The organism is Sediminicoccus sp. KRV36, assembly GCF_023243115.1.
GTDB lineage: Bacteria > Pseudomonadota > Alphaproteobacteria > Acetobacterales > Acetobacteraceae > Roseococcus.
In genome coordinates this window covers 1,717,576-1,738,687 of the sequence record NZ_CP085081.1, presented here as the reverse complement: position 1 = coordinate 1,738,687, position 21,112 = coordinate 1,717,576, and the positions used below count along the sequence as shown (strand labels likewise).

At 69.3% G+C, this 21,112-nt stretch carries 17 protein-coding genes; 6 read left to right on the top strand and 11 right to left on the bottom strand.

The window, feature by feature from the left end; genetic code table 11:
• The first annotated feature begins 70 nt into the window (after positions 1-70).
• From LHU95_RS07875 to LHU95_RS07860, 4 genes are all read left to right on the top strand, one after another.
• The gene (locus LHU95_RS07875; RefSeq protein ID WP_248710818.1) at positions 71-1,321 is read left to right on the top strand and encodes a glycosyl hydrolase family 8; all 1,251 of its coding nucleotides are present in this window, start codon (positions 71-73) and stop codon (positions 1,319-1,321) included.
• A complete protein-coding gene (locus tag LHU95_RS07870; protein ID WP_248710817.1) occupies positions 1,318-2,472 on the top strand; it encodes a hypothetical protein in 1,155 nt (384 codons plus the stop codon). The genes LHU95_RS07875 and LHU95_RS07870 overlap by 4 nt, the downstream gene beginning before the upstream one ends.
• A gap of 176 nt (positions 2,473-2,648) precedes the next feature.
• Positions 2,649-3,890, top strand: a complete 1,242-nt coding sequence (locus tag LHU95_RS07865) for a glycosyl hydrolase family 8 (protein WP_248710816.1) — start codon at positions 2,649-2,651, stop codon at positions 3,888-3,890.
• Entirely contained in the window at positions 3,890-5,041 is a 1,152-nt protein-coding gene (locus tag LHU95_RS07860; RefSeq protein ID WP_248710815.1) for a hypothetical protein, read from the top strand. The genes LHU95_RS07865 and LHU95_RS07860 overlap by 1 nt, the downstream gene beginning before the upstream one ends.
• 149 nt (positions 5,042-5,190) lie before the next feature.
• Here the strand turns inward: LHU95_RS07860 and LHU95_RS07855 are convergent, their stop codons facing one another.
• A complete protein-coding gene (locus tag LHU95_RS07855) occupies positions 5,191-6,027 on the bottom strand; it encodes a VOC family protein (protein ID WP_248710814.1) in 837 nt (278 codons plus the stop codon).
• A gap of 61 nt (positions 6,028-6,088) precedes the next feature.
• Between LHU95_RS07855 and LHU95_RS07850 the strand changes: the two genes are divergently transcribed.
• Complete coding sequence (locus LHU95_RS07850; RefSeq protein WP_248710813.1) at positions 6,089-7,489, top strand: protein adenylyltransferase SelO; 1,401 nt, start codon at positions 6,089-6,091, stop codon at positions 7,487-7,489.
• A gap of 13 nt (positions 7,490-7,502) precedes the next feature.
• Here LHU95_RS07850 and LHU95_RS07845 read toward each other — a convergent pair whose 3' ends face one another.
• From LHU95_RS07845 to LHU95_RS07800, 10 genes are all read right to left on the bottom strand, one after another.
• On the bottom strand, positions 7,503-8,471 hold the full coding sequence (locus LHU95_RS07845; RefSeq protein ID WP_248710812.1) for a tripartite tricarboxylate transporter substrate binding protein: 969 nt from the start codon (positions 8,469-8,471) through the stop codon (positions 7,503-7,505).
• 95 nt (positions 8,472-8,566) lie between these two features.
• Entirely contained in the window at positions 8,567-10,258 is a 1,692-nt protein-coding gene (locus tag LHU95_RS07840; protein WP_248710811.1) for a putative 2-aminoethylphosphonate ABC transporter permease subunit, read from the bottom strand.
• Complete coding sequence (locus LHU95_RS07835; RefSeq protein WP_248710810.1) at positions 10,251-11,309, bottom strand: ATP-binding cassette domain-containing protein; 1,059 nt, start codon at positions 11,307-11,309, stop codon at positions 10,251-10,253. Before LHU95_RS07835 ends, LHU95_RS07840 begins: the two co-directional genes overlap by 8 nt.
• Positions 11,310-11,318: 9 nt before the next feature.
• Positions 11,319-12,347 carry a putative 2-aminoethylphosphonate ABC transporter substrate-binding protein gene (locus tag LHU95_RS07830; protein ID WP_248710809.1) on the bottom strand — a complete coding sequence of 343 codons (1,029 nt, stop codon included), beginning with the start codon at positions 12,345-12,347 and terminating at the stop codon, positions 11,319-11,321.
• 146 nt (positions 12,348-12,493) lie between these two features.
• Positions 12,494-14,251: a single-stranded-DNA-specific exonuclease RecJ gene (gene recJ / locus LHU95_RS07825; protein WP_248710808.1), complete on the bottom strand. Its 1,758-nt coding sequence runs from the start codon at positions 14,249-14,251 to the stop codon at positions 12,494-12,496.
• Between the two features lie 14 nt (positions 14,252-14,265).
• Positions 14,266-15,258 (bottom strand): class II fructose-bisphosphatase, encoded by a 993-nt coding sequence (gene glpX / locus LHU95_RS07820; protein WP_248710807.1) that lies wholly within the window; start codon positions 15,256-15,258, stop codon positions 14,266-14,268.
• A 79-nt stretch (positions 15,259-15,337) separates the two neighbouring features.
• Complete coding sequence (locus tag LHU95_RS07815; RefSeq protein WP_248710806.1) at positions 15,338-15,985, bottom strand: SIMPL domain-containing protein; 648 nt, start codon at positions 15,983-15,985, stop codon at positions 15,338-15,340.
• The gene (locus LHU95_RS07810; protein WP_248710805.1) at positions 15,985-17,277 is read right to left on the bottom strand and encodes a homoserine dehydrogenase; all 1,293 of its coding nucleotides are present in this window, start codon (positions 17,275-17,277) and stop codon (positions 15,985-15,987) included. The genes LHU95_RS07815 and LHU95_RS07810 overlap by 1 nt, the downstream gene beginning before the upstream one ends.
• Entirely contained in the window at positions 17,274-18,488 is a 1,215-nt protein-coding gene (locus tag LHU95_RS07805; protein ID WP_248710804.1) for an LL-diaminopimelate aminotransferase, read from the bottom strand. The genes LHU95_RS07810 and LHU95_RS07805 overlap by 4 nt, the downstream gene beginning before the upstream one ends.
• Positions 18,489-18,571: 83 nt before the next feature.
• Complete coding sequence (locus tag LHU95_RS07800; RefSeq protein ID WP_248710803.1) at positions 18,572-19,111, bottom strand: hypothetical protein; 540 nt, start codon at positions 19,109-19,111, stop codon at positions 18,572-18,574.
• A 191-nt stretch (positions 19,112-19,302) separates the two neighbouring features.
• Here LHU95_RS07800 and phaC point away from each other — a divergent pair, with 191 nt between their 5' ends.
• The gene (phaC, locus tag LHU95_RS07795; RefSeq protein WP_248710802.1) at positions 19,303-21,105 is read left to right on the top strand and encodes a class I poly(R)-hydroxyalkanoic acid synthase; all 1,803 of its coding nucleotides are present in this window, start codon (positions 19,303-19,305) and stop codon (positions 21,103-21,105) included.
• Positions 21,106-21,112: the final 7 nt, after the last annotated feature.

Sequence of the window (21,112 nt, the reverse complement as noted above, 5' to 3'; positions counted from 1 at the left end):
GCAATCATGCAAATCCTGAGACGTGCTAGCTTTCAGTTTCGGGCTGTCGGAATGGCGGCAGGGAGGTCCGATGCGCCATCGCGCCTTGCTGTGGTATGCCTTCGTCTGCCTGGGGCTGCTCGCGGGGCCAGGCATGGCGTGGGCTGCCTTCACCGCGCCGCCGCTCTCCGAATGGCAGGCCTTCACCAGCCGCTATCTCGGCGCCGATGGGCGCGTGATTGACACCGCCAATGCCGGCATCTCGCATAGCGAGGGCCAGGGCTATGGCATGTTCTTCGCCGCGCATTTCGGCGACCGCCGGCGCTTCGAACTCATCTGGGAATGGACGCGGGCCAATCTCTCCCGGTCGGAGGACAGCCTCTTCATGTGGCGCTTCGATCCGCATCACCGCTTCCCGCCCGATTCCAACAATGCGACGGATGGCGATCTCTATATTGCCTGGGCGCTGCTGCGCGCGGCGGAGCGTTGGGAGGTGCCGGAATACCGGGCCCGGGCCACGCGCATGGGGCGGGATCTGCTGCGCTGCTGCGTGGTGGAAAGCCAGGGCCGCCGGCTGCTGCTGCCCGGCGCGGCCGGGTTTCGCGAGTCGGAGGGCGTGATCGTCAACCTCTCCTACTACGCCTTCGGCGCCATCCGCGCCTTGTCCCGCGCGGTGCCCGATCCGGATTGGGCGGCGCTGGAGCGTGACGCCCTGGCGCTGATGCGCCAGGCGGAATTCGGCCGCTGGCGCCTTCCGCCGGACTGGCTTTTCCTGCCCGCCTCACCCGGCTCGGGGCCGACCCTGGCGGTTGGCCGGCCCACGCGCTTCTCCTGGGATGCGATCCGGATCGCGCTCAACCTGGCCTGGACCCATCCGGAGGAGCCGACGCTGGACGCCGCGCGCCGCTTCTGGAGCGACCCGGCCTTCAACGGCCGAATCCCCGCCTGGGTAGATCTGCGCAGTGACCGCGTAGCGCCCTACACCGCCCATGCCGGGGTGCAAGCCATCTATGGCCTGGCCCGTGCGCGGGCGGGGGATGGCAGCGTAGCGCCGCCGCTGGTCGCCGATGCGCCGGATTACTACGGCGCCGCGCTGATCCTGCAGGCGCGCATCGCGGCCGCGACCCCGCCCGAGGCGCCAGCCTTCATCCCGCTGCCGCTCCCCCCGCCCGCGCCACCGCCCGAGCGCCGTGCCTTTGGCATCGGCCTGCCGGTCATTCCCTGGCGGCTGCGCCCCCTGCCGACAGAGCCCGCCGAACCCAATTGGGCCCGCCCGGCCTTCCTGGTGCCCGGTGGCCCGCGCGCCACGCCGCCAGAACTTGTGGATCGGAGCCGCCGATGAACGGATTCTCCCGCCGGGCGCTCCTCGCCGCCGGGCTTGGCTGTCCCGTCGCCCTGCGCGCCCAGCCGCCCCCCCCCGCGCTGCGTGTCGTCGTGGCCGCTGACAGCCCCGAACCGCTGCTGGCTGTGCTGCGCGATTTCGCGCGGCAAAGCCCCCGGATGGTGGGCGAATTCTCGGTCCAGGGGGCGCAGGCCGGCTGGATCGCCGGCGCCTTCGCGACCGAGCAGCAGGCCGGCCGCGCCCTGACGGATGCCGTGCTGACCGACAATGTCGGGCTGGTGCTCGGCGCGGCCCAGCAGCTCTGGCAGAACCTTCCCGCCGATATGCGCGCGCTGGGCGGGGCGGAGGTGGCGCGGCGCAACGGGCTGATGTCCCCCCTCGCGGGGGAGATCGCGACGGTGGTTTCGGCGGCACCCGGCGGGCCGCTGCTGCTGCACAGCCTGCATGATCTGCCCGCCGTGCCCCGGACCGCCGCCGCGCTGCTCGATTTCGCGCGCGAGCGGCCGCGCCGCTTCCTCTATGCCAGGCCCGGCGAGTCCCAATTGGGGCTGCAATTCATCTCGGCCCTGCCGCATCTGCTCGGCGATACCGACCCGGCCGACCCGGCCCGCGGCTGGGCACGCAGCTGGGCCTATCTGGAGGAGCTGGGCGAGCATGTCAGCTTCTACGCCAGCTCCAGCGCCGCTGCCGTCGAGGAATTGGCCAGTGGCCGCTGCGAGCTGCTGCCCGCCCTGCTCACCACCTATCTGCGGGAGCGCGCCAATGGCGGCCTGCCGGAGCAGGTGCGATTCACCCTGTTCGACAATGGCCCCTTGATCCCGCTCGGTCTGTTCCTGGCCGTGCCACAGCGGGTTTCTGTGACCTTGCTGCCCGCGATCAGTAGCCTCGCCGATTTTCTGCTGCGGCCCGAGATCCAGAGGCAGGGCTTCGGGCGCGGCCTGCTGCCCGGTGCCGCGGCCGAATTGAGCGTGGCCGCCGATGGCATGTTGAGCCCCATCGAGCGCGCCGCCTGGGACACCCTTCTGCCGCCGGTGACTGCCGGGAGTATCGCCGGGGCGCCGCTGGTTCCACCGCTTTCCCCGGACCGGCTGGCCTACATGATGCGGCGCTGGGATGAGCAGATTGGCGCGCGGTTTCGTCGGCCGCGCTGAGGCGGCGGGCCGCGGCATGTCACCTCGGCTGCCGGTCGGACTCATGGGGTCGAGGTTACATTTTCATTCGGTTTTCAGAATGAACTAGGTCGCAACTCCATGCCGGACGCATAGTCCCCCGCATGGTCAGGCTGCCCCGCCCCGTCCATGATCGGTTGCACCCAGGAAGCCTGGGGTTGTTCTGGTGTGTGCTGGTCTTGCTGGCCGGCTTAGCCCCACCTCTCTCCGCGATCGCCTCCTCCACCGCCACGCCCGCCTCGGAATGGACGAGTTTCATCCGCCGCTATGTGCTGGAGGATGGCCGGGTGATTGACACCGCCAATGGCGGCATCTCGCACAGCGAGGGTCAGGGCTATGGCCTGTTCTTCGCCGTCCATTTCAATGATCGCCCGCGTTTCGAAGCGATCTGGAACTGGACCCGGGAGAACCTCGCCCGGCCGGGCGATGGGCTGCATGCCTGGCGCTACGACCCGCATCGCGAGATCCCCGTGGCGGATCAGAACAACGCGACCGATGGCGATATCTTCATCGCCTGGGCGCTGCTGCGCGCGGCCGAGCGTTGGCAGGTGCCCGAATACCGCGCGGCGGCCGAGCGCATCGCGCGCGGCGTGCTGCGCTGCTGCGTGCGCGAATTCGAAGGGCGGCAGCTTCTGCTTCCCGGCACGCGCGGCTTTACCTCGCGCGAGGGCGTGACGATCAACCTCTCCTACTATGCCTTTCCGGCCTTGCGGGCGCTGTCCCGCGTGGCACCCGATCCGCGCTGGGCGTTGCTGGAGCGTGATGCGCTGGGCATCCTGCTCTGGGCCAGTTATGGCCGCTGGCGCCTGCCGCCGGACTGGATGCTGATCCCCGTGGGGGGTGGCCGGCCGTCGCCAGCCCTCAACTGGCCGGGGCGGTTTTCCTGGGATGCGCTGCGCATCCCCCTCAACCTGGCCTGGCAGCACTTGGATGGGCCGACGCTGACGGCGGCGCGGCTGTTCTGGGACTCCCCCAGCCACGCCTTCCACCCGCCAGCCTGGGTGGATTTGCGCACTGGCGAGATCGCGCCCTATCGCGGCCATGCGGGCATCCAGGCAGTGCAGGCCCTCGCCCGGCTGCGTGCGGGCGAGGACGGGCTGCCCGCGGTTCGCGTGGCCCAGGCGCCGGACTACTTCGGCGCGGCACTGGTGCTGCAGACGCGGATCGCCACAACCATGCCGCTGGAGGCGCCCGCGCTGACTCCGCCGATCCCCATTCCAGAATCCCCGCCGGACCCCGGCTTCATCGAACAAGGGCGGGCTTTCCTGGCGCGGATCTTCGCACGGCCGGAACGCGAAGCGAGCGCATCGCCGCCCCCAAGCTACTCCCGCCCGCCCTTTCGCAATCCGTCCGGCATTCGCGGCACGTCACGGGTGGTGTTCGCGCAGGGGGCGCCGTGATGCTCCTCTCCCGCCGGGCCGTTCTGGCTTTGCCCCTCGCCTGCCCCCGCATTGCGCGCGGGCAGGACTTGCCGCTTGCGCTGCGCGTGGTGGTGGCAGGGGAGAGTCTGCCGCGCATGGCCCCCCTGGTGGCCGGCTTTGCCGCGGCGAAACCGGAGCTGATCCGCCAAGTGGATATCCTGCGGGCCGAGCCGGCCTGGATCGGCGGCCCCTTCGCCGAGGTCGTTCGCGCCGGCCAGCCCATCGCCGATGCGGTGCTGACGGATACGGCAGGCCTGGTCATCGGCGCGACGCGGGAGCTCTGGCAGCCGCTCCCCGCCCCCCTCCGCCGGGTGGGCGGGCCGCTGGGGAGCCGCAGTGCCGAGCTTCTGGCGCCGCTGGCCCAGGACATCGCCGTGGTGGTGGCGGCCGCCCCGGGTGGACCTTTGCTGCTGCACCGCAGCGCCGCGCTGCCCAACCCGCCGCGCACGGCCCCCAACCTGCTGGAATATGCGCGGCAGAACCCGGGACGCTTCCTCTACCCCCGCCCGGCGCAATCCCTGCTGGGGCTGCAATTCATCTCGGCCCTGCCCTATCTGCTGGGCGACATGGACCCGGGCGATCCGCAGAAGGGCTGGGAGCATACTTGGGGCTTTCTGGCCGAACTCGGCCGCCATGTGCCCTATTACCCCACCTCGGCCACGGCGGCGCTGGAGGAAATGGCCGAAGAGGGCTGCGACATGCTGCCCGCCCTGCTGTCCACCTTCCTGCGCGAGCGCACGACGGGCCTGCTGCCGGAGGATACCCGCTTCGAATTGTTCGAAGACGGACCGCTGTTGCCGCTCGGCCTGTTTCTCGCGGTGCCCCGGCATGTCCCACCCGAACGGCTTCCCGTGGTTGCGGCACTGGCCGAGTATTTGTTCCAACCGGAGGTCCAGCTGAATGGCTTCGGGCGTGGCCTGCTGCCCGGCAGCGTTCCTGAATTGGCCGTTGTGGCGGATGGCGTGCTGAGCACGACGGAACGCGCAGCCTGGAACCAGCTCTTGCCGCCGGCGACCGCCGAACGGATCGCCAGGCGGCCACTTGCCCCGCCCCTTTCGCCGCTTTCCCTCGCCTACATGTTGCGCCGCTGGGATGAGGAGATCAGCGCGCGTTTCAGATCCCCGGATTGAGGCGCCCGGCGCATCGCCATGCTGCGAACGCCGACACCTGAGGCACCGCGCCGCGCGTCGGTGCGCGGTCCTCACGGGGATAGGCGGCTGGAGCCTGGGCGACCCTTTCAGGGCCTCTTTGCCCCGATCCCCGTGTCGGCGAGGGGCCGCTAAACGGCGAGGAAGCGAAGCAACACGCCCGTGGCGCGCGTCGCGACGGTGCCGTCCACCGAGACACCCAGCGCCCGCGCGGCACCCGCATAATCCCGCGTGCCGAGCACCAGGGCCGCAGCACCCTCGGCCGGCAGCCCCTCCAGCGAAATCCCCGGATGGCGCAGGGCGAGGATGGCGCGGTCCAGAAACACCAGATCGGCCCGGCCTGGCCCCGTTGGCACCACCCAGCCGCCATCCACATCCTGCCGCGGGGATTGATCCAGCAGCGCGCCCATCTCGGCGGCGGCGGCGGCCGGATCGGCCGTCAGCATTTCGAGGCGCAGGATGCGGGCGGCGCCATTCGCGTGCTGCTGCAACGCGGGCACCCAGACATTCTCCCGCGTCAGATGCTGGCAGGCGAAGATGCGCAAACCGCCCGGCCGCAGCCCCACCGGCCAGCGCATCACGTTGAAGCGCGCCTCCGCCATGGCCCCGCCCGGCAATTCCACCGGCCGGCCAAACGCGATGGGGCCCAGGGCTGCGATGCCGCGCGCCTGCAATTCCGCCACCCCCGCCGCCGCATCCAGCGCCGTGAAGGCCGCGCGCTCGATCCCCTCCTGCGTGGCCAGCCATTCGCGCATGGGGGCGTTGTGCTCGGTCGGTGCCAGCACGCCGAGCAGCTCCAGGTAATCCTCACCGAACATGATGGTGTAGTTGGCCGAGCCCATATGCGGGCTATGCGTGCCGCGCGGCGAGACGGTGAAGCCCAGCGCCCGCCAGGCGGCGGCCGCCGCATCCAGGTCCCGCACCGAGACAACGACGTGATCCAGCCCGATGATGTGTTGCAGCGCCATGGAGACCTCCCGTGTTCGAGGAGAGCTTACCCATAACCCCAGTTCTGCGATAACTGCCCGCATGCCCATCAGCCCCGGATTCCGCCCCGCCCGCACCCACGCAGCACTTGGCGGGGAATTCTTCGATGTGGTGGAGGCAGCCCGCTTCCCGCAGCACATCCTGCGCCACCGGGAGCAGCGCTGGGCCGCGCGGGTCGGGCTGGATGGGCTGAGCGATGCCGAATGGATCGCCCATTTCGGCCGGCTCGAGCCCCTGCCCGGCAGCTTCGAGCAGCCCCTCGCGCTGCGCTACCACGGCCATCAATTCCGCCACTACAACCCTGATCTGGGCGATGGGCGCGGCTTCCTCTTTGCCCAGATGCATGACCTTGAGGATGGCCGCCTGCTGGATTTCGGCACCAAGGGCAGCGGCCAGACGCCCTGGTCCCGCACCGCCGATGGGCGCCTCACGCTGAAGGGCGGCGTGCGTGAAATCCTGGCGACGCGGCTGCTGGAGGCCTTGGGCGTCAACACCTCGAAAAGCTTCTCCCTGATCGAGACGGGCGAGGATCTGCAGCGCAATGACGAACCCTCCCCCACGCGTTCCGCGGTGCTGGTCCGCCTCAGCCATTCCCACATCCGCATCGGGACGTTCCAGCGCTTCGCCTATCTGGGCGATGCGGCCGCGATCAGCGCGCTGCTGGCCCATGCGGTGCGGCACTACATCCCCGAAGCCACAGCCGAGGCCGAGCCCGAGCGCGCGGCGCTGTTCTTCGCCGAAGTCTGCCGCCGCGTGGCGCGGATGGGCGCGCAATGGATGGCGGCCGGCTTCGTGCATGGCGTGCTGAACACCGACAACATCAACATCACCGGCGAGAGCTTCGACTACGGCCCCTGGCGCTTCCTGCCGACCTACGACCCGAAATTCACGGCCGCCTATTTCGATTATGGCAGCCTCTACGCCTTTGGCCGCCAGCCCGAGACGCTGCTGTGGAACCTGGCGCGCCTGGGCGGCTGCCTCTTGCCGCTGGCGGGCGAGACGGACCTCAAGGCCCGGCTGGAGGAATCCCTGCATGGCTTCGGCGGCCTGGTGCAGGCTGAGTTCGCGCGCTGCGTGCTGTGGCGGCTGGGCCTGAAGCCCATCGAGGCGGAGCGGGATGCGGCACTCTCCGGCCTGTTCTTCACCGCGCTGCTGGAGAGCGAAGCGCCCTTCGAGCGCGCTTTCTTCGACTGGCGCGGCGGGCGCATCCGGGACTATCCGCATGCCGCCTGGGCGCCGGTGCGTGCGGCCCTGGCCGGTTACGAACGCGCCGCCGGCGATCACCCGCATTTTGAAGGCCCTGGCCCCGCGACGCTGCTGATCGAGGAGGTGGAAGCCCTCTGGGCGCCGATCGCCGAGAGCGATGACTGGGGCGCCTTCCACGCCAAATTGGCGCAGATCGAGATGGCGCGGCTGGCCTATCGGGGCGGCGCGGACACGTAAGCCGGGCGGCGCGCTACTCCGGTGTCGCGCCCGAAATCCGCACCATCTCGGCCCAGCGCGGCTTTTCCCGCTGCAAGCGCTCCGCCGCGGCCTCGGGGGTTGAGCCGGTCAGCCGGGTGCCGATGGCGATGGCCCGCTGCTGCAAGGCCGGGTCCGCGAAGGCGGTGCGGATTTCCTGGCTGAGCTTGTCCACCACCGCACGCGGCGTGCCCATGGGCGCGGCCCAGAGATGCCAGGGGCTGACGTTGAAGTTATCCAGCCCCGCCTCGGCCATGGTCGGTACATCGGGCAGGGTCGGCCAGCGTTCCGGCATGGTCACGGCCAGGGCGCGGATGCGCCCCTCCTGGATCACCGGCCCGTAGCTCGCGAGGTTGTCCACCGCGATCTGGATATCGCCGGAGAGCATGGCCGGAATGGTCTGCGCCGCCCCCCGGAAGGCCACATGCGTCGCCTGGATGCCGCCCCGGTTGAGCAGATAGGCGCCCGAGAGATGGATGGTCGTCCCCACGCCGGAGGAGCCATAGCTGATCCCCTGCGGGCGCTCCCGCGCCCAGGCCAGGAACTCCGCGATGCTGCGCGCCGGCACATATTGCGCCGGCACCACGGCCACATTGGGCAGGTCCCACATGGCGCTGATCCATTGGAAATCACGCTCGGGGTCGAAGGGCAGTCGCGTGAACAGCATCGGGTTGATCACGACATTGTGCATGCTGACCGTGCCGATGGTGTAGCCATCCGGCGTGGCCCGCGCCAACGCCTCGGTGCCGATATTGCCCGAGGCGCCGCTGCGGGTTTCCACCACGAAGCTCTGGCCCAGGCGCTGGGTCATCACCTCGCAGGTCAGCCGCGTCATCACATCGAGCGAGCCGCCGGGCGGGAAGGCGACGATGACGCGCACCGGCCGGTTGGGCCAGGCGGGCTGGGCGATGGCGGGTGCCGCCAAAAGCGTGGGGGCGGCCAAGAGCGCGCGGCGTTGGATCATCGTTTCATCTCCCGTTTCGGGGAGGTTATCAGGGCCCGCTCCAGCCCCGCACGAAGAATCTTGGCGCCGTGCGCATCTCAGGCGCGGCGTCTGCCCTACCCGCGTGCCCGCCAGCCCACCTTGCGGCTCACCACCCGCACCAGCCCGATCTGCGCCAGCTTCACCGAAGCTGTGATGCCAAGGATCACGCAGGCCATCGCCGCCGCCGCCGCCACCTGCCCCGCCTCATCCATCTGCACCACCGCGACCGAGGCGGGCTTGCTGCCCGGCCCATAGAGGAACACCACGGCCGAGACGGTCGTCATCGCGTTCACGAAGATATAGACGCCGATCTCCAGGATGGCCGGCAGGCTGATCGGCACCACGACACGGCCGAAGGTGATCCAGCGCGGCACCCGCAAGCTGGCCCCCACCGCCTCGAATTCCGGATCCAGTTGCCGGATGGCGGTGACGGCCGTGAGGTGCGCGACCGTGTAGAAATGCACCACGCAATTCAACACCAGGATGGCGAGCGTGCCGTAGAGAAACCCCAGCGGATTGGCCGGGTGGTTGAAGAACAGGATGTAAGCGAGGCCGAGTACCAGCCCCGGCACCGCCAGCGGCGCGATGGCGGCGATGCGCACAAAGCCCGAGACCGCGCCACCCGCCGCCCCACGCTCCAGCAGATAGGCCGTGATGAAGACGACCGGCGTGCCGAACACCGCCGCCAGCCCCGCCATGGCGAGCGAGGTGGTGAGCGACCCCCAGCCCTCCGAATCAAACCGGGCGAAGTCGTAATTCGCCCAGGTCAGCGTCATGTTGTAGGGCCAGAAGCGGATCAGCGAGCCCCAGACGGCCATCGCGACAATGCCGATCAGCACCGCCGCAATCACGAGGCACAGCGCGAATAGCGGGCCATCGCGCGCGAGGCGCGGCCGCGCGACGTACAGCACCGCCCGCCCCGAAATCGCGCCCGATTGCATGCGCTGCGCCCAGCGTTCGGCGAAGAAGGAAAACAGCGCGGGCAGCAGCAGCACGATGGCGACCACCGCCCCCATCGAGAAATTCTGCTGGCCGATCACCTGCTTGTACACATCGGTTGCCAGCACCGGGAATTGGCCGCCAATGACCTTGGGGATGCCGAAATCCGTCATCACCAGGGTGAAGACCACGACCGCCGCCGAGACCAGGCCATAGCGCGCGGCCGGCAGCGTCACGTCGCGGAAGATGCGCGCATGGCCCGCCTTCAGCGTCTGCGCCGCTTCGAACAACCGCGCATCCGCCATGCCAAGCGCCACGGCAAGGATGATGGCCGCATGCGGGAAGGTGTAAATCACCTGCGCCATGACGATGCCGGGCGCGCCGTAGATGCTGGAGCCCTCTGGCATCAGGAAGCGCAACAGCCCCTGATTGCCGAACAGGTAGATCAGCGACAAGGCGGGCAGCAGCGAGGGCGCGAGGATGGGGATCAGCATCACCGCGCGAAACAGCCCGCGCGCCGGCATGCAGGACCGCGCCAGCCCATAGGCGAAGGAAAAGGCCAGCGGCACCACGATCACCGTGGTCAGCGCCGCCGTCCAGACGCTGTTCCAGGCGGAGACGAAGAGCGAAGGCGTCCTGACATAGGCGATGAAATGCGCGAGGCCGACAAACTCATCCTGCGTGCCCATGAAGGCGCGGGCCAGCAGCATGGCGAGCGGCAGAACCAGGCCGATGGCCAGCAGCGCGGCCGCCAGCCACAGGCCCGCGCGCAGGATCGCGGCCTCGCTCACGCGGGGGGCCGCGCCGGCCCGCAGGGCGTCAGACATCCTCGGCGAAGACCATCAGCTTGTCGGCGGGCAGCGTGACGGGCAGCTGGTCCCCCACAGCCAGGCCATGCAGGTCCCGCGGGGCGATCTCCGCCTGGAGATCCAGCCCCGCTGTGTGCAATTCAAGGCGGCAAACCGAGCCGAGGAATTCGATGGCGCGCAGTTCCGCCATCAGCGCGCCCTCCCCACCCAGGGACACATCCTCCGGGCGGATGAAGACGCGCAGCGGCGCACCCTCGGCCAGGCCATGCGCGGCGTGGGCAGGCAGGACCATGCCCGCCGCGAGGCGCAGGCCACCCGGTGCCGCCACCGCCGCGAAGCTGGCGCTGCGCCCCACGAAGCCCGCTACGAAAGGATTGGCGGGTGTCGCGTAAACCTCCTGCGGGGTGCCCACCTGCATGACGCGGCCGCGATCCATCACGGCCACGCGATCCGCGAGGCTCAGCGCCTCCTCCTGGTCATGCGTGACCATGACGGTGGTGACGCCCAGGCGCCGCTGCACCGAGCGCAATTCCTGCCGCAGGTGCAGCCGCACAATGGCATCCAGCGCCGAAAGCGGCTCATCCAGCAGCAGCAGCCCCGGCTCATTCGCCAGGGCGCGGGCGAGGGCCACGCGCTGCTGTTGCCCGCCCGAGATTTGCGCCGGAAACCGCTCGGCCTGGGGCGTCAGGCCGACCATGGCCAGAAGCTCCGCCACGCGCTCCGCCGCGCGCGCGCGCGGCCAGGCCGGGCCGCGCAGCCCGTAGCCGATATTGGCCGCGACCGTCATGTTGGGGAACAGCGCATAGGACTGGAACACGATCCCGAAATCGCGCTGCGCGGGCGGCAGCCGGGTGATGTCCTGGCCGGCCTGGAAAATCCGGCCACGGCTGGGCTGGTCGAGGCCCGCGATGCTGCGCAGCAAGGTGGTCTTGCCGCAGCCCGAAGGGCCCAGCAGGCACAGGAACTCGCCCTGCGCCACCTCAAGCTCGATATCCTGCATGGCGGTGAAGCGGCCGAAATCGCGGCCAAGCCCCACCACCTTCAGGAAGGCATCGCGCTGCTGCAACATCCCCCGGGCTCAGTTCCGCGGGGCGGATTTATTGTCGAAGCGGCGGGTCCATTCCGCCAGGATGCGCTCCCGCTGCGCGCCCATCTCGCGGAAATTCACATTGACCAGCCGCTGCTCGAAATCGGCCGGATAGCCCTGCACGCTCGGCGTGACACCAGGCAGCGCGAGCAGGGCGTAGAAGCGGCCGTAGACTTCCATCGCCGGCCGGCTGACCGCGAAATCCGCGAGGCGCTGCGCCGCCGCGAGGTTGCGGGTGCCGCGCAGGATGGCGGTGGCCTCCAGGTCAAAGCCCACGCCATCCGTCGGCACGATGATGTCAATCGGCGCGCCCTGGTTGCGCAGGGTCACGGCGCGCATGTCGAAGGAGAGCCCCGCGCCATATTCGCCGCGCGCCGCGTTGTTGCAGGGGGCCGAGCCGGAATGCGTGTAGACCTGCACATTCTCATGCAGGCTGGTCATGAATTGCCAGGCGCGGTCCTCGCCCATCGCGCCGATCCAGCCGGCGATGGTCAGGAAGCCCGTGCCCGAGGATGCGGGGTTGGGCATCACCACCTGGCCGCGCAGCGCGGGGTTCAGCAGATCAGCCCATGTGGCTGGGCGCGGGAGGTTGCGCTGCCGCGCGACGGCGGTGTTGAAGCAGATGGCGGAGACGAAGGCATCCATGCCCGTCCAGGTCATCGGGCTGCGGTCGCTGCGCATCGCGGGGCGCAGCGCCTCGGCGCCACGCGGCGTATAGGGCTCCAGCATGTCGAGCGCCTCCATCTGCAGCAGCGAGAAGGCGGAGAGGCCCCAGACCACATCGGCGCGGGGATTGGCGCGCTCGGCCAGCAGGCGGGCGGTGATGACGCCGGTGCTGTCCCGCACCCAGGCGATCTCGATATCGCGCACCGCGGCCTCGGCGGCGGTCTTGAAGGGGGCAAGCTGCTCGTTCTCCAGCGCGGTATAGACCGTCAGCCGCGTGCGCTGCTGGGCTTCGGCCGGAAGGGCTATGGCGCCGAGCACAAGGGCCGCGGCAGTGGCGAGAAGACGGCGATGCATGGGTGGGGCTCCTTGAATGCGCGGATTGGTACGCATCTTCCGGAGCCTAGCGGATGATCTTTCCGTGACGGCGGGATTTATGGCGCCAATCCCTGCCCCTTCATCCGCCGTGTGACCACTCCGCAGGCAAAACGCCGCCGCATGGCTCAGAGCCGCGCCGCATCCGTCACGAAGAAGCTGGCGCTGGTCTGCTCATTCCAGACTTCCGCCCGCAAATGCCCGGCCAGCATCAGCGGCGCGCCACCCTGGGCCAGCAGGGCCTCGGCCAGCGGGCCTTCCTTGGCGCGGAAGCAGATGGCCTTGAGCCGCCCGCCATCCTCGCCCTCCAGGAAGGCGCGGATGGTGGCCCCCTCCTTGCCGACGCGGCTTGATTTCACGACGCGGGCGCGGGTCAGGCCGAAGGCCGGCTCATCATTGCCGGCGCCAAACGGGGCGAGGCGGCCGATGCCCTGCGCCAGTTCCGCCGTGGCGCCGCGCACGGTGAGCGCACCTTCCAGCACCTGGTCGGCCGCGCCGGGCAAATCCCTGGCCGCAGCCAAGCGTTCATTCAGATGCGCGTGCAATTCCGGCAGGCGGCTCGCCTCGATGGTGAAGCCCGCGGCCATGGCATGCCCGCCGCCGGCGATCAGCATGCCCGATTGCCGCGCCGCGATGATGGCCGCCCCCAGATCCAGCCCCGGGACCGAGCGTCCCGAGCCCTTGCCCTTGCCATTCTCGAACCCCGCGACGCAGGCGGGCCGGTTGAACCGCTCCCGCACGCGCCCCGCGACGATGCCGACCACGCCGGGGTGCCAGCCCTCATCCTGCAACAGGAATACCGCATGCCCGGCGGCCTGCTGCGCCTCGGCCTGGAGCATGGCGGCATGCAGCACCCCGGCCTCGACCTCCTGGCGCTTGCGATTGACCGCATCCAGCCGCTCGGCCATGCCGCGCGCCTCGATCGGGTCCGTTTCCAGCAAAAGCCGCAGGCCGAGATCGGGGATGGAAATCCGCCCCCCCGCATTGATGCGCGGCCCCAGCACAAAGCCCAGCGTATGGGCCGAGGGCGCATCGCGCACCGCGTTCAGCTCCATCAATGCCGCGAGGCCAGCACGCTCCCGCCGCGCCAGAATGCGCAGGCCATGCTGCACGAAGGCGCGGTTGACGCCGATCAGCGGCACCACGTCACACACCGTGGCCAGCGCCACCATGTCGAGCATCTCGCGCAGGTCAGGCTCGGGCCGTGTCGCGAAGAAGCCGCGCCGGCGCAATTCGCGCTGCAGGGCGATGGCGGCCAGGAAGGCCACACCCGCCGCGCAAAGCTGCCGCAGGCCCGAGGGGCAATCCAGCCGGTTCGGGTTCACCGCCGCCACCACGCGCGGCGGCGGGCCATCCGCCTTGTGATGGTCCAGCACGACGATCTCGGCGCCGGCCCCGGCCAGCGCCTCATGCGCCGCGATGCCGCAATCCACGCAGATGATGAGGGTGGCGCCGCGCGCCACCAGCCCCGCGATGGCCGGGCCATTGGGGCCATAGCCCTCGGCCAGGCGGTCCGGCACATAGGGGATGACGGTGCAGCCCAGATGCCGCAGCGCCTGCACCATCACGGCACCCGAGCAGGCGCCATCCACATCATAGTCAGCGAAGACGGCGACGGTCTCGGCCCGCTGCACGGCATCGGCCAGGCGCGCGGCGGCCAGGTCCATTTCCAGCAGCACCGAGGGGTCGGGCAGCAGGGCGCGGAGCGTCGGCTCCAGAAAGAGGCCGGCGGAATCGGGATCGAGCCCGCGCGCGGCCAGCAGCCGGCCGACAATCTCGGGCAGGTCCAGCTGCTGCGACAGGGCGGCCGCCATCCGGGGCTCGCTGTGCCGCCAGATCCAGCGGCGCCCGGTGAGGCTGCGCTCGACGCCGAGCGCCGTCTCCATTCAGAGGGCGTCCATCAGACCGGCTTCAACTTGAAGTTATGGCGCCCTTCGACGTAGCGCACCGTGCCCGACTTGCTGCGCATCACGATGGAATGCGTGACGGCGCCGCCAGGAAACAGCCGCACGCCGCGCAGCATCGGCCCGCTGGTGACGCCGGTGGCCGCGAACATCACCTCGCCATTCGCCATGTCGGTCAGGGAGTATTTGCGGTTGGGATCGGCGATGCCCATTTCCTTGGCGCGGATCACCTGGCCCTCATCCTCGAAGATCAGCCGGCCCTGCATCTGGCCGCCGATGCAGCGCAGCGCCGCCGCCGCCAGCACGCCCTCGGGCGCGCCCCCCCAGCCCAGATACATGTCCACGCCCGTTTCGGGCTGCGCGCAGGCGACGACGCCGAAGACATCGCCATCCGGGATCAGCATCAGGCGCGCACCGGCGGCGCGGCATGCCTTGATGATGTCCTTGTGGCGGTCCCGGTCCAGCGTGCAGACGGTGAGTTCACCGATGGGCACGCCCTTGGCCTTGGCCAGCGCCTCCAGGTTTTCCGCCGGCGTGCGGTCCAGATCCACGATGCCATCGGGATAGCCCGGGCCGATCGCGATCTTGTCCATGTAGCAATCGGGCGCGTGCAGGAAGCCGCCGCGATTGGCGAGTGCAACCACCGCCATGGCGTTCGGCCCGCCCTTGGCGGTCAGCGTCGTGCCCTCCAGCGGGTCCACCGCGATATCGGCCAGCACGCCGCCGCCGGTCTTGGCGTAGAGGCCAACCTTCTCGCCGATGAAGAGCATGGGCGCCTCATCCATCTCGCCCTCGCCGATGACCACGGTGCCCTGGATGGCGACGCTGTCAAAGGCGCGGCGCATGGCCTCCACCGCGGCGCCATCGGCCGAGTTCTTGTCCCCCTTGCCGACCCAGAAGCTGGCGGCCAGGGCCGCAGCCTCGGTCACGCGGACCAGTTCCAGGGCCAGATTGCGATCGGCGACGGAGCCGGGCTTGGTGTCGGACATGGTGTTTCCCTTTTTCTCGCCGGGGCTGATCGTCCCGGCATACTTCATGTCGGGACGTGAAGCAGCCCCGCAGGCAAGTCTAGCGGCGGAGCAGCAGATCCGCGGTGACACGGGCGGTGACGGTGATGTCCTCGGCGGTGACGCTGGGTGCGGTCGCACTCGCGGCCCGGGCCGACATCATCATCGGCTGGCCCTCGGGTGCTGCCTCCACGTAAAGGTCCCGCATGGCGGAAACGCGCAGGCCAAGGTCCCGCGCGATGGCGGCCCCACGCTCCTGCACGGAGCGAATGGCCGCGCGGGTCGCGTCATCGCGGCCCTGGCGCGCGGCGGCGGGGCTGAGTTGCCAGCTGATCTGGTCCAGCAGCAGTCCATCGGCCTGCAACCGCCCGACCAGTGCCACCAGCGCCTCCGGCCCGCGCAGGTTCAGGGATTGCTGCGCGATGACCTCCTGCTTGTCGCGATCGGTGCGGGCTGCGTATTGGCCGTTGGTGACGCGAGCACCTGGCACGGCCCGCGCGGCGGTGAGGGCTGCGGCCATGGCGCGGTTCACCTGTTCCTGTGCCTCGGCCGCGGTATCGGCGCGCGCCTCGATCCGCAGCGAGGCGATCAGCTCATCGGGCGGCACCGCGACGCTGCCGGTCTCCGAAACGCGCAGCCGCGTCTCCGACTGGGCCATGGCGGAGAGCGGCAGGATCAGCGCGGCCAGCAGCAGAAGCGGGCGGATCATCACAGCACCTCGATGCGGATCATGGCGGGCGGCTCCACCACGCTGGGCAGGGCGGCGATGCGGGCCAGCGCCGATTGCATCTCCGCCTCCTCGCATTCATGGGTGACGAGCACGACGGGCACCGCCTCGCCCGGGGCGCGGCCGCGTTGCAGCATGGATTCCAGGCTGATCCGCGCATCGCGCAGCGCGCCCGTGACATCGGCGATGACGCCGGGCTGATCCAGCACCATCAGCCGCAGGTAGTAGGCGCCGCGATGCCGCTCCATCGGCAGGCCGGGCGTGGTGTCGAGTGTCGCGGAAGCCGCGCCCCAGACCGGGGCCGAGCGCCCGCGCGCGATGTCGATCAGATCGGCCACCACCGCACTCGCGGTCGGGCCGGCGCCGGCGCCGCGGCCTTGCAGCACCACGCGGCCCACCGCATCGCCCTCGGCCATCACGGCGTTGAAGACGCCATCCACGCTGGCAATGGGGCTCGCCTCCGGCACCATGCAGGGATGCACGCGCGCGGTCACGCCACGCTCATCGCGGGAGGCGATGCCCAGCAGCTTGATGCGATAGCCGAGCTCCCCGGCCAGCGCGATATCGAGGGCCGAGACATTGCGGATGCCCTCGATATGCAGCGCCTTGAGATCCACCTGATGGCCGAAGGCCAGCGCGGCCAGGATGGCAAGCTTGTGCGCCGCATCCACGCCATCAATGTCAAAGGCCGGGTCGGCCTCGGCATAGCCCAGTTCCTGCGCGGTCTTGAGCACGGTCGCGAAGGGCAGGCCCTTCACGCGCATCTCGGTCAGGATGTAGTTGCAGGTGCCGTTCAGGATGCCGGCGACGCGGCTGATCCGGTTGCCGGCCAGCCCCTCGCGCAGGGCCTTGATGGCCGGGATGCCGCCAGCCACCGCCGCCTCATAGGCGAGCGGCACGCCACGCGCCTCGGAGAGTTGTGCCAGTGCGGCGCCATGCGTGGCCAGCAACGCCTTGTTGGCGGTGACGACCGGCTTGCCGGCCTCAAGGGCGGCTTCCACCAGCGACCGCGCCGGCCCCTCGGAACCGCCGATCAGCTCGACCACCACCTCGACCTCGGGGTCGGCGGCCAGGGCCACCGCATCCTCGTGCCAGCGCAGCCCCGCGACATCCACGCCGCGATCCCGGCCGCGATCCCGTGCCGAGACGGCCACCACCTCAATGCGCTGCCCGGCGCGCGCCGCGATGAGATCGGCATTGGCGCGCAACAGGTTGATCAGGCCGGCACCCACGGTGCCCAGGCCGGCCACGCCGAGTTTCATCGGCACGCTCATACCGCCTGCACTTCCTCGGTGGGGGCGACATTGTCGCCTTGGAGGAAGCCGCGAATGCCGCGCAGGGCCTGGCGGATGCGGTGGTTGTTCTCGACCAGGGCGATGCGCACATGGCCATCGCCATGCTCGCCAAAGCCGATGCCGGGTGCCACGGCGACCTTGGCCTTTTCCAGCAGAAGCTTGGAGAAACCGACGGAACCCAGATGGCGGAACTTGTCCGGGATCGGCGCCCAGAGGAACATCGAGCCCTCGGGCGGCGGCACATCCCAGCCGGCCTGGTGCAGCCCCTTCACCAGCACATCGCGCCGGTCCTTGTAGAGGGCGCGCATCTCGGCCACGCAATCCTGCGGGCCATTCAGGGCAGCCGCCGCGGCAATCTGGATGGGGGCGAAGGCGCCGTAATCCAGGTAGGATTTCACTCGCGCCAGCGCGCCGATCAGCCTTGGGTTGCCGGCGGCGAAGCCCATGCGCCAGCCCGGCATGTTGTAGGTCTTGGAAAGGCTGGTGAATTCCACCGTGCAATCCATCGCCCCCGGAATTTCCAGCACGGAGGGCGGTGGGTTGGCCGGGTTGAAGTAGAGCTCGGCATAGGCAAGGTCGCTCAGGATGAACAGGTCATGCTGCAGCGCGATCTTCACCAGCTCCTTGTAGAATTCGCGCGTGGCGAGCAGCGCCGTCGGGTTGGACGGGAAGTTCACGATGAGGGCGGTGGGCTTCGGCACGGAATGCTTCACCGCGCGCACGATCGCCTCCAGCATCGCATCATCCGGCGTGTAGGGGATGAAGCGGGCCGAGGCGCCGGCGATGATGAAGCCGAATTGATGGATCGGGTAGGAGGGATTGGGCACCAGGATGGTATCCCCCGGCGAGGAGATCGCCTGCGCCAGATTGGCCAGCCCCTCCTTCGAGCCGAGTGTGGCCACCACCTCCGTCTCCGGGTCCAGCTTCACGCCGAAGCGGTTGGCGTAATAGCCCGCCAGCGCCTTGCGCAGCCCGGGAATCCCCTTTGACATGGAGTAGCGATGGGTGCGCGGGTCCTGCACCGCCTCGATCATCTTGGCGACGATATGCGGTGGCGTCGGGCTGTCGGGATTGCCCATGCCGAGATCCACGATGTCCTCGGCATTCGCGCGGGCCTTCGCCTTGGCGGAGTTCACCTCGGCGAAGACATAGGGCGGCAGGCGGCGGATGCGGTGGAATTCTTCGGCCATGATGGCCCTCCCGGAACAGTCGAATGGGGGGTGTTTAGATCAGTCCCGCGCAGGCGGCAAAAGCGCGGCGGCGGGACCTGGCATCATCGCCGCGGCGGCAGCGGCGGTGCGGGCGCCAGCAATTCGGGGGATGGCAGATCGGGCACCGCGCCGGGGGTGATCCATTCATCCAGCGGCGGTTCGGGGGCGGCGGCCGGGCGCGGGCCCATGCCCCTCGGCGCGGCTGGCGGGGCCGCCGTGGTCCAGGGAATCGCAGGCGCGCGGGCCAGGGCGACGGGGCGTGGCGGCCCGGCCGGGATGGGCAGCACGCCACCGGCGGCACCCTCCGTCAGCGTCGAATCCGCGCGGCGGTCGGGCAGCGGCTCGTTCAGCGCATCCCGCTGGCCCTGCAGGCGCGTGGTGATCGCCAGCCGTACGGCCGGGTCCGGCCGCTCAGGGATCGGCGGCACCGAGGCGAGGTTGGGCGAGGGGCGGTCCATCCCCGGCGGCGGCAGGCGGGACTCGGCGGCAGCACCCGAGATGTCCCGCCCGATCAGGCGCAGGTTGATCTGGCCCGGCACGGCGCAGGCGGAAAGCAGCAGCGGCGCCAGCCAGGCGAGCAGGCGCGCTTGCCGCAGCGGCAAGCGGCCTCTACCCTTGGGGGCATGCTGGGCGAAGGTTGCAGGCTTTGGCGTCACGCGGCGTCCCTTTGGGCTCGTTCGATCCATAGCGCCTCCGGGCCCGGCCGCGAAGTGAGACGTTGCGCGCGCCCCATTGCGCGCAACCCAAGCATGCGCGACGACAACTCCACTGACCGGGCGGGAATGAGCACCAGATGACCGAATCCTCAGGCGGCAAGCCGCCCGAATTCCAGATGCCCGATCCCGCGCTGGTCTCACGGACGATGGCCGAGGTGGCCGAGCGCGGCCAGCGCATCGTGCAGGATTTCCTGAAGCGCCAATCCGATGGCACCGGTAATCCGGACCCGCTGAATATCGGCGGCGCCTTCATGGAAATGACCACCAAGCTGATGACCAACCCGGCCCGGCTGGTCCAGGCGCAGATGGGCTTCTGGCAGGACTACCTCACCCTCTGGTCCAACACCGCCCGGCGCATGATGGGCGAGAATGTGAATGCCGTCATCGAGGAACCCAAAGGCGACCGACGCTTCAAGGATGACGCCTGGCGCGAGAATGAGGTCTTCGACTTCATCCGCCAGTCCTACCTGCTGTCCGCCCGCTACTTCACCTCCGCGGTGAACAGCGCGGATGGGCTTGATGCGAAGACAACGCAGAAGGTGGATTTCTACACGCGGCAATTCGTGGATGCGATGAGCCCGGCCAATTTCGTCATGACCAACCCCGAAGTCCTGCGCAAGACCGCCGAGACCGGGGGCTCGAACCTGCTCAAGGGCCTGTCCAACCTGCTGTTCGACCTGGAGCGCGGCAAGGGCAAGCTGCGCATCCGAATGACCGATGACAGCAAGTTCAAGGTGGGCGAGAACATCGCCGTCACCCCCGGCAAGGTGGTGTTCCAGACGCCGCTGATGCAGCTGATCCAGTACAACCCGACCACCGAGAAGGTGCTGAAGCGCCCGCTCGTGATCTTCCCGCCCTGGATCAACAAGTTCTACATCCTGGATCTGCGGCCCAAGAACAGCTTCATCCGCTGGGCGGTGGACCAGGGCCATACCGTCTTCGTGGCGAGCTGGGTGAACCCCGATGAGGCGCTCGCCGAAAAGGGCTTCGACGACTACATGCAGGAGGGCGTGCTGGCGGCGCTGGACGCCATCGAGCAGGCGACGGGCGTGCGTGAGGTCAACGCCATCGGCTATTGCCTGGGCGGCACGCTGCTGGCCACCACCCTCGCCTATATGGCGACCAAGCGGGACAACCGCATCAAATCCGCCACCTATTTCGTGACCATGACCGATTTCGAGGAAGCGGGCGAACTCGGCGTCTTCATCGATGAGGAGCAGCTGAAGGCACTCGAGGAGAAGATGGGCAAGCGCGGTTTCCTCGACGGCCGGGAAATGGCGACGACCTTCAACATGCTGCGCGCCAATGACCTGATCTGGTCCTTTGTCGTGAACAACTACCTGCTCGGCCAGGACCCCTTCCCGTTCGACCTGCTCTACTGGAATGATGACAGCACCCGCATGCCGGCCCGCATGCACAGCTTCTATCTGCGCCGGATGTACCAGCAGAATGACCTGTGTAAGCAGGGTGCCATCGAATTGCTCAACACCAAGATCGACCTGCGCAAGATCAAGGTGCCGAGCTATCTGATTTCCACGCGTGAGGATCACATCGCGCCTTGGAAAAGCACCTATCGCGGCACGCAGCTCTATAGCGGGCCGGTGCGCTTCGTGCTGGCGGCCTCGGGCCATATCGCCGGCGTGGTGAATCCGCCCGATTCCGGCAAGTACAGCCATTGGGTCAATGAAAACCTGCCCGCGAGCCCGGATGAATGGTTCGCCGGCGCGACGGAGCTGGCCGGCAGCTGGTGGCCGGACTGGCACCGCTGGATCACGGCGCTGGACCGCACCATGGTCCCGGCCCGCCAACCGGGCGACGGCAAGCTGACGCCGATCGAAAACGCGCCGGGCAGCTACGTCCGCGTGATGGTCAACGACTGACCGCGCG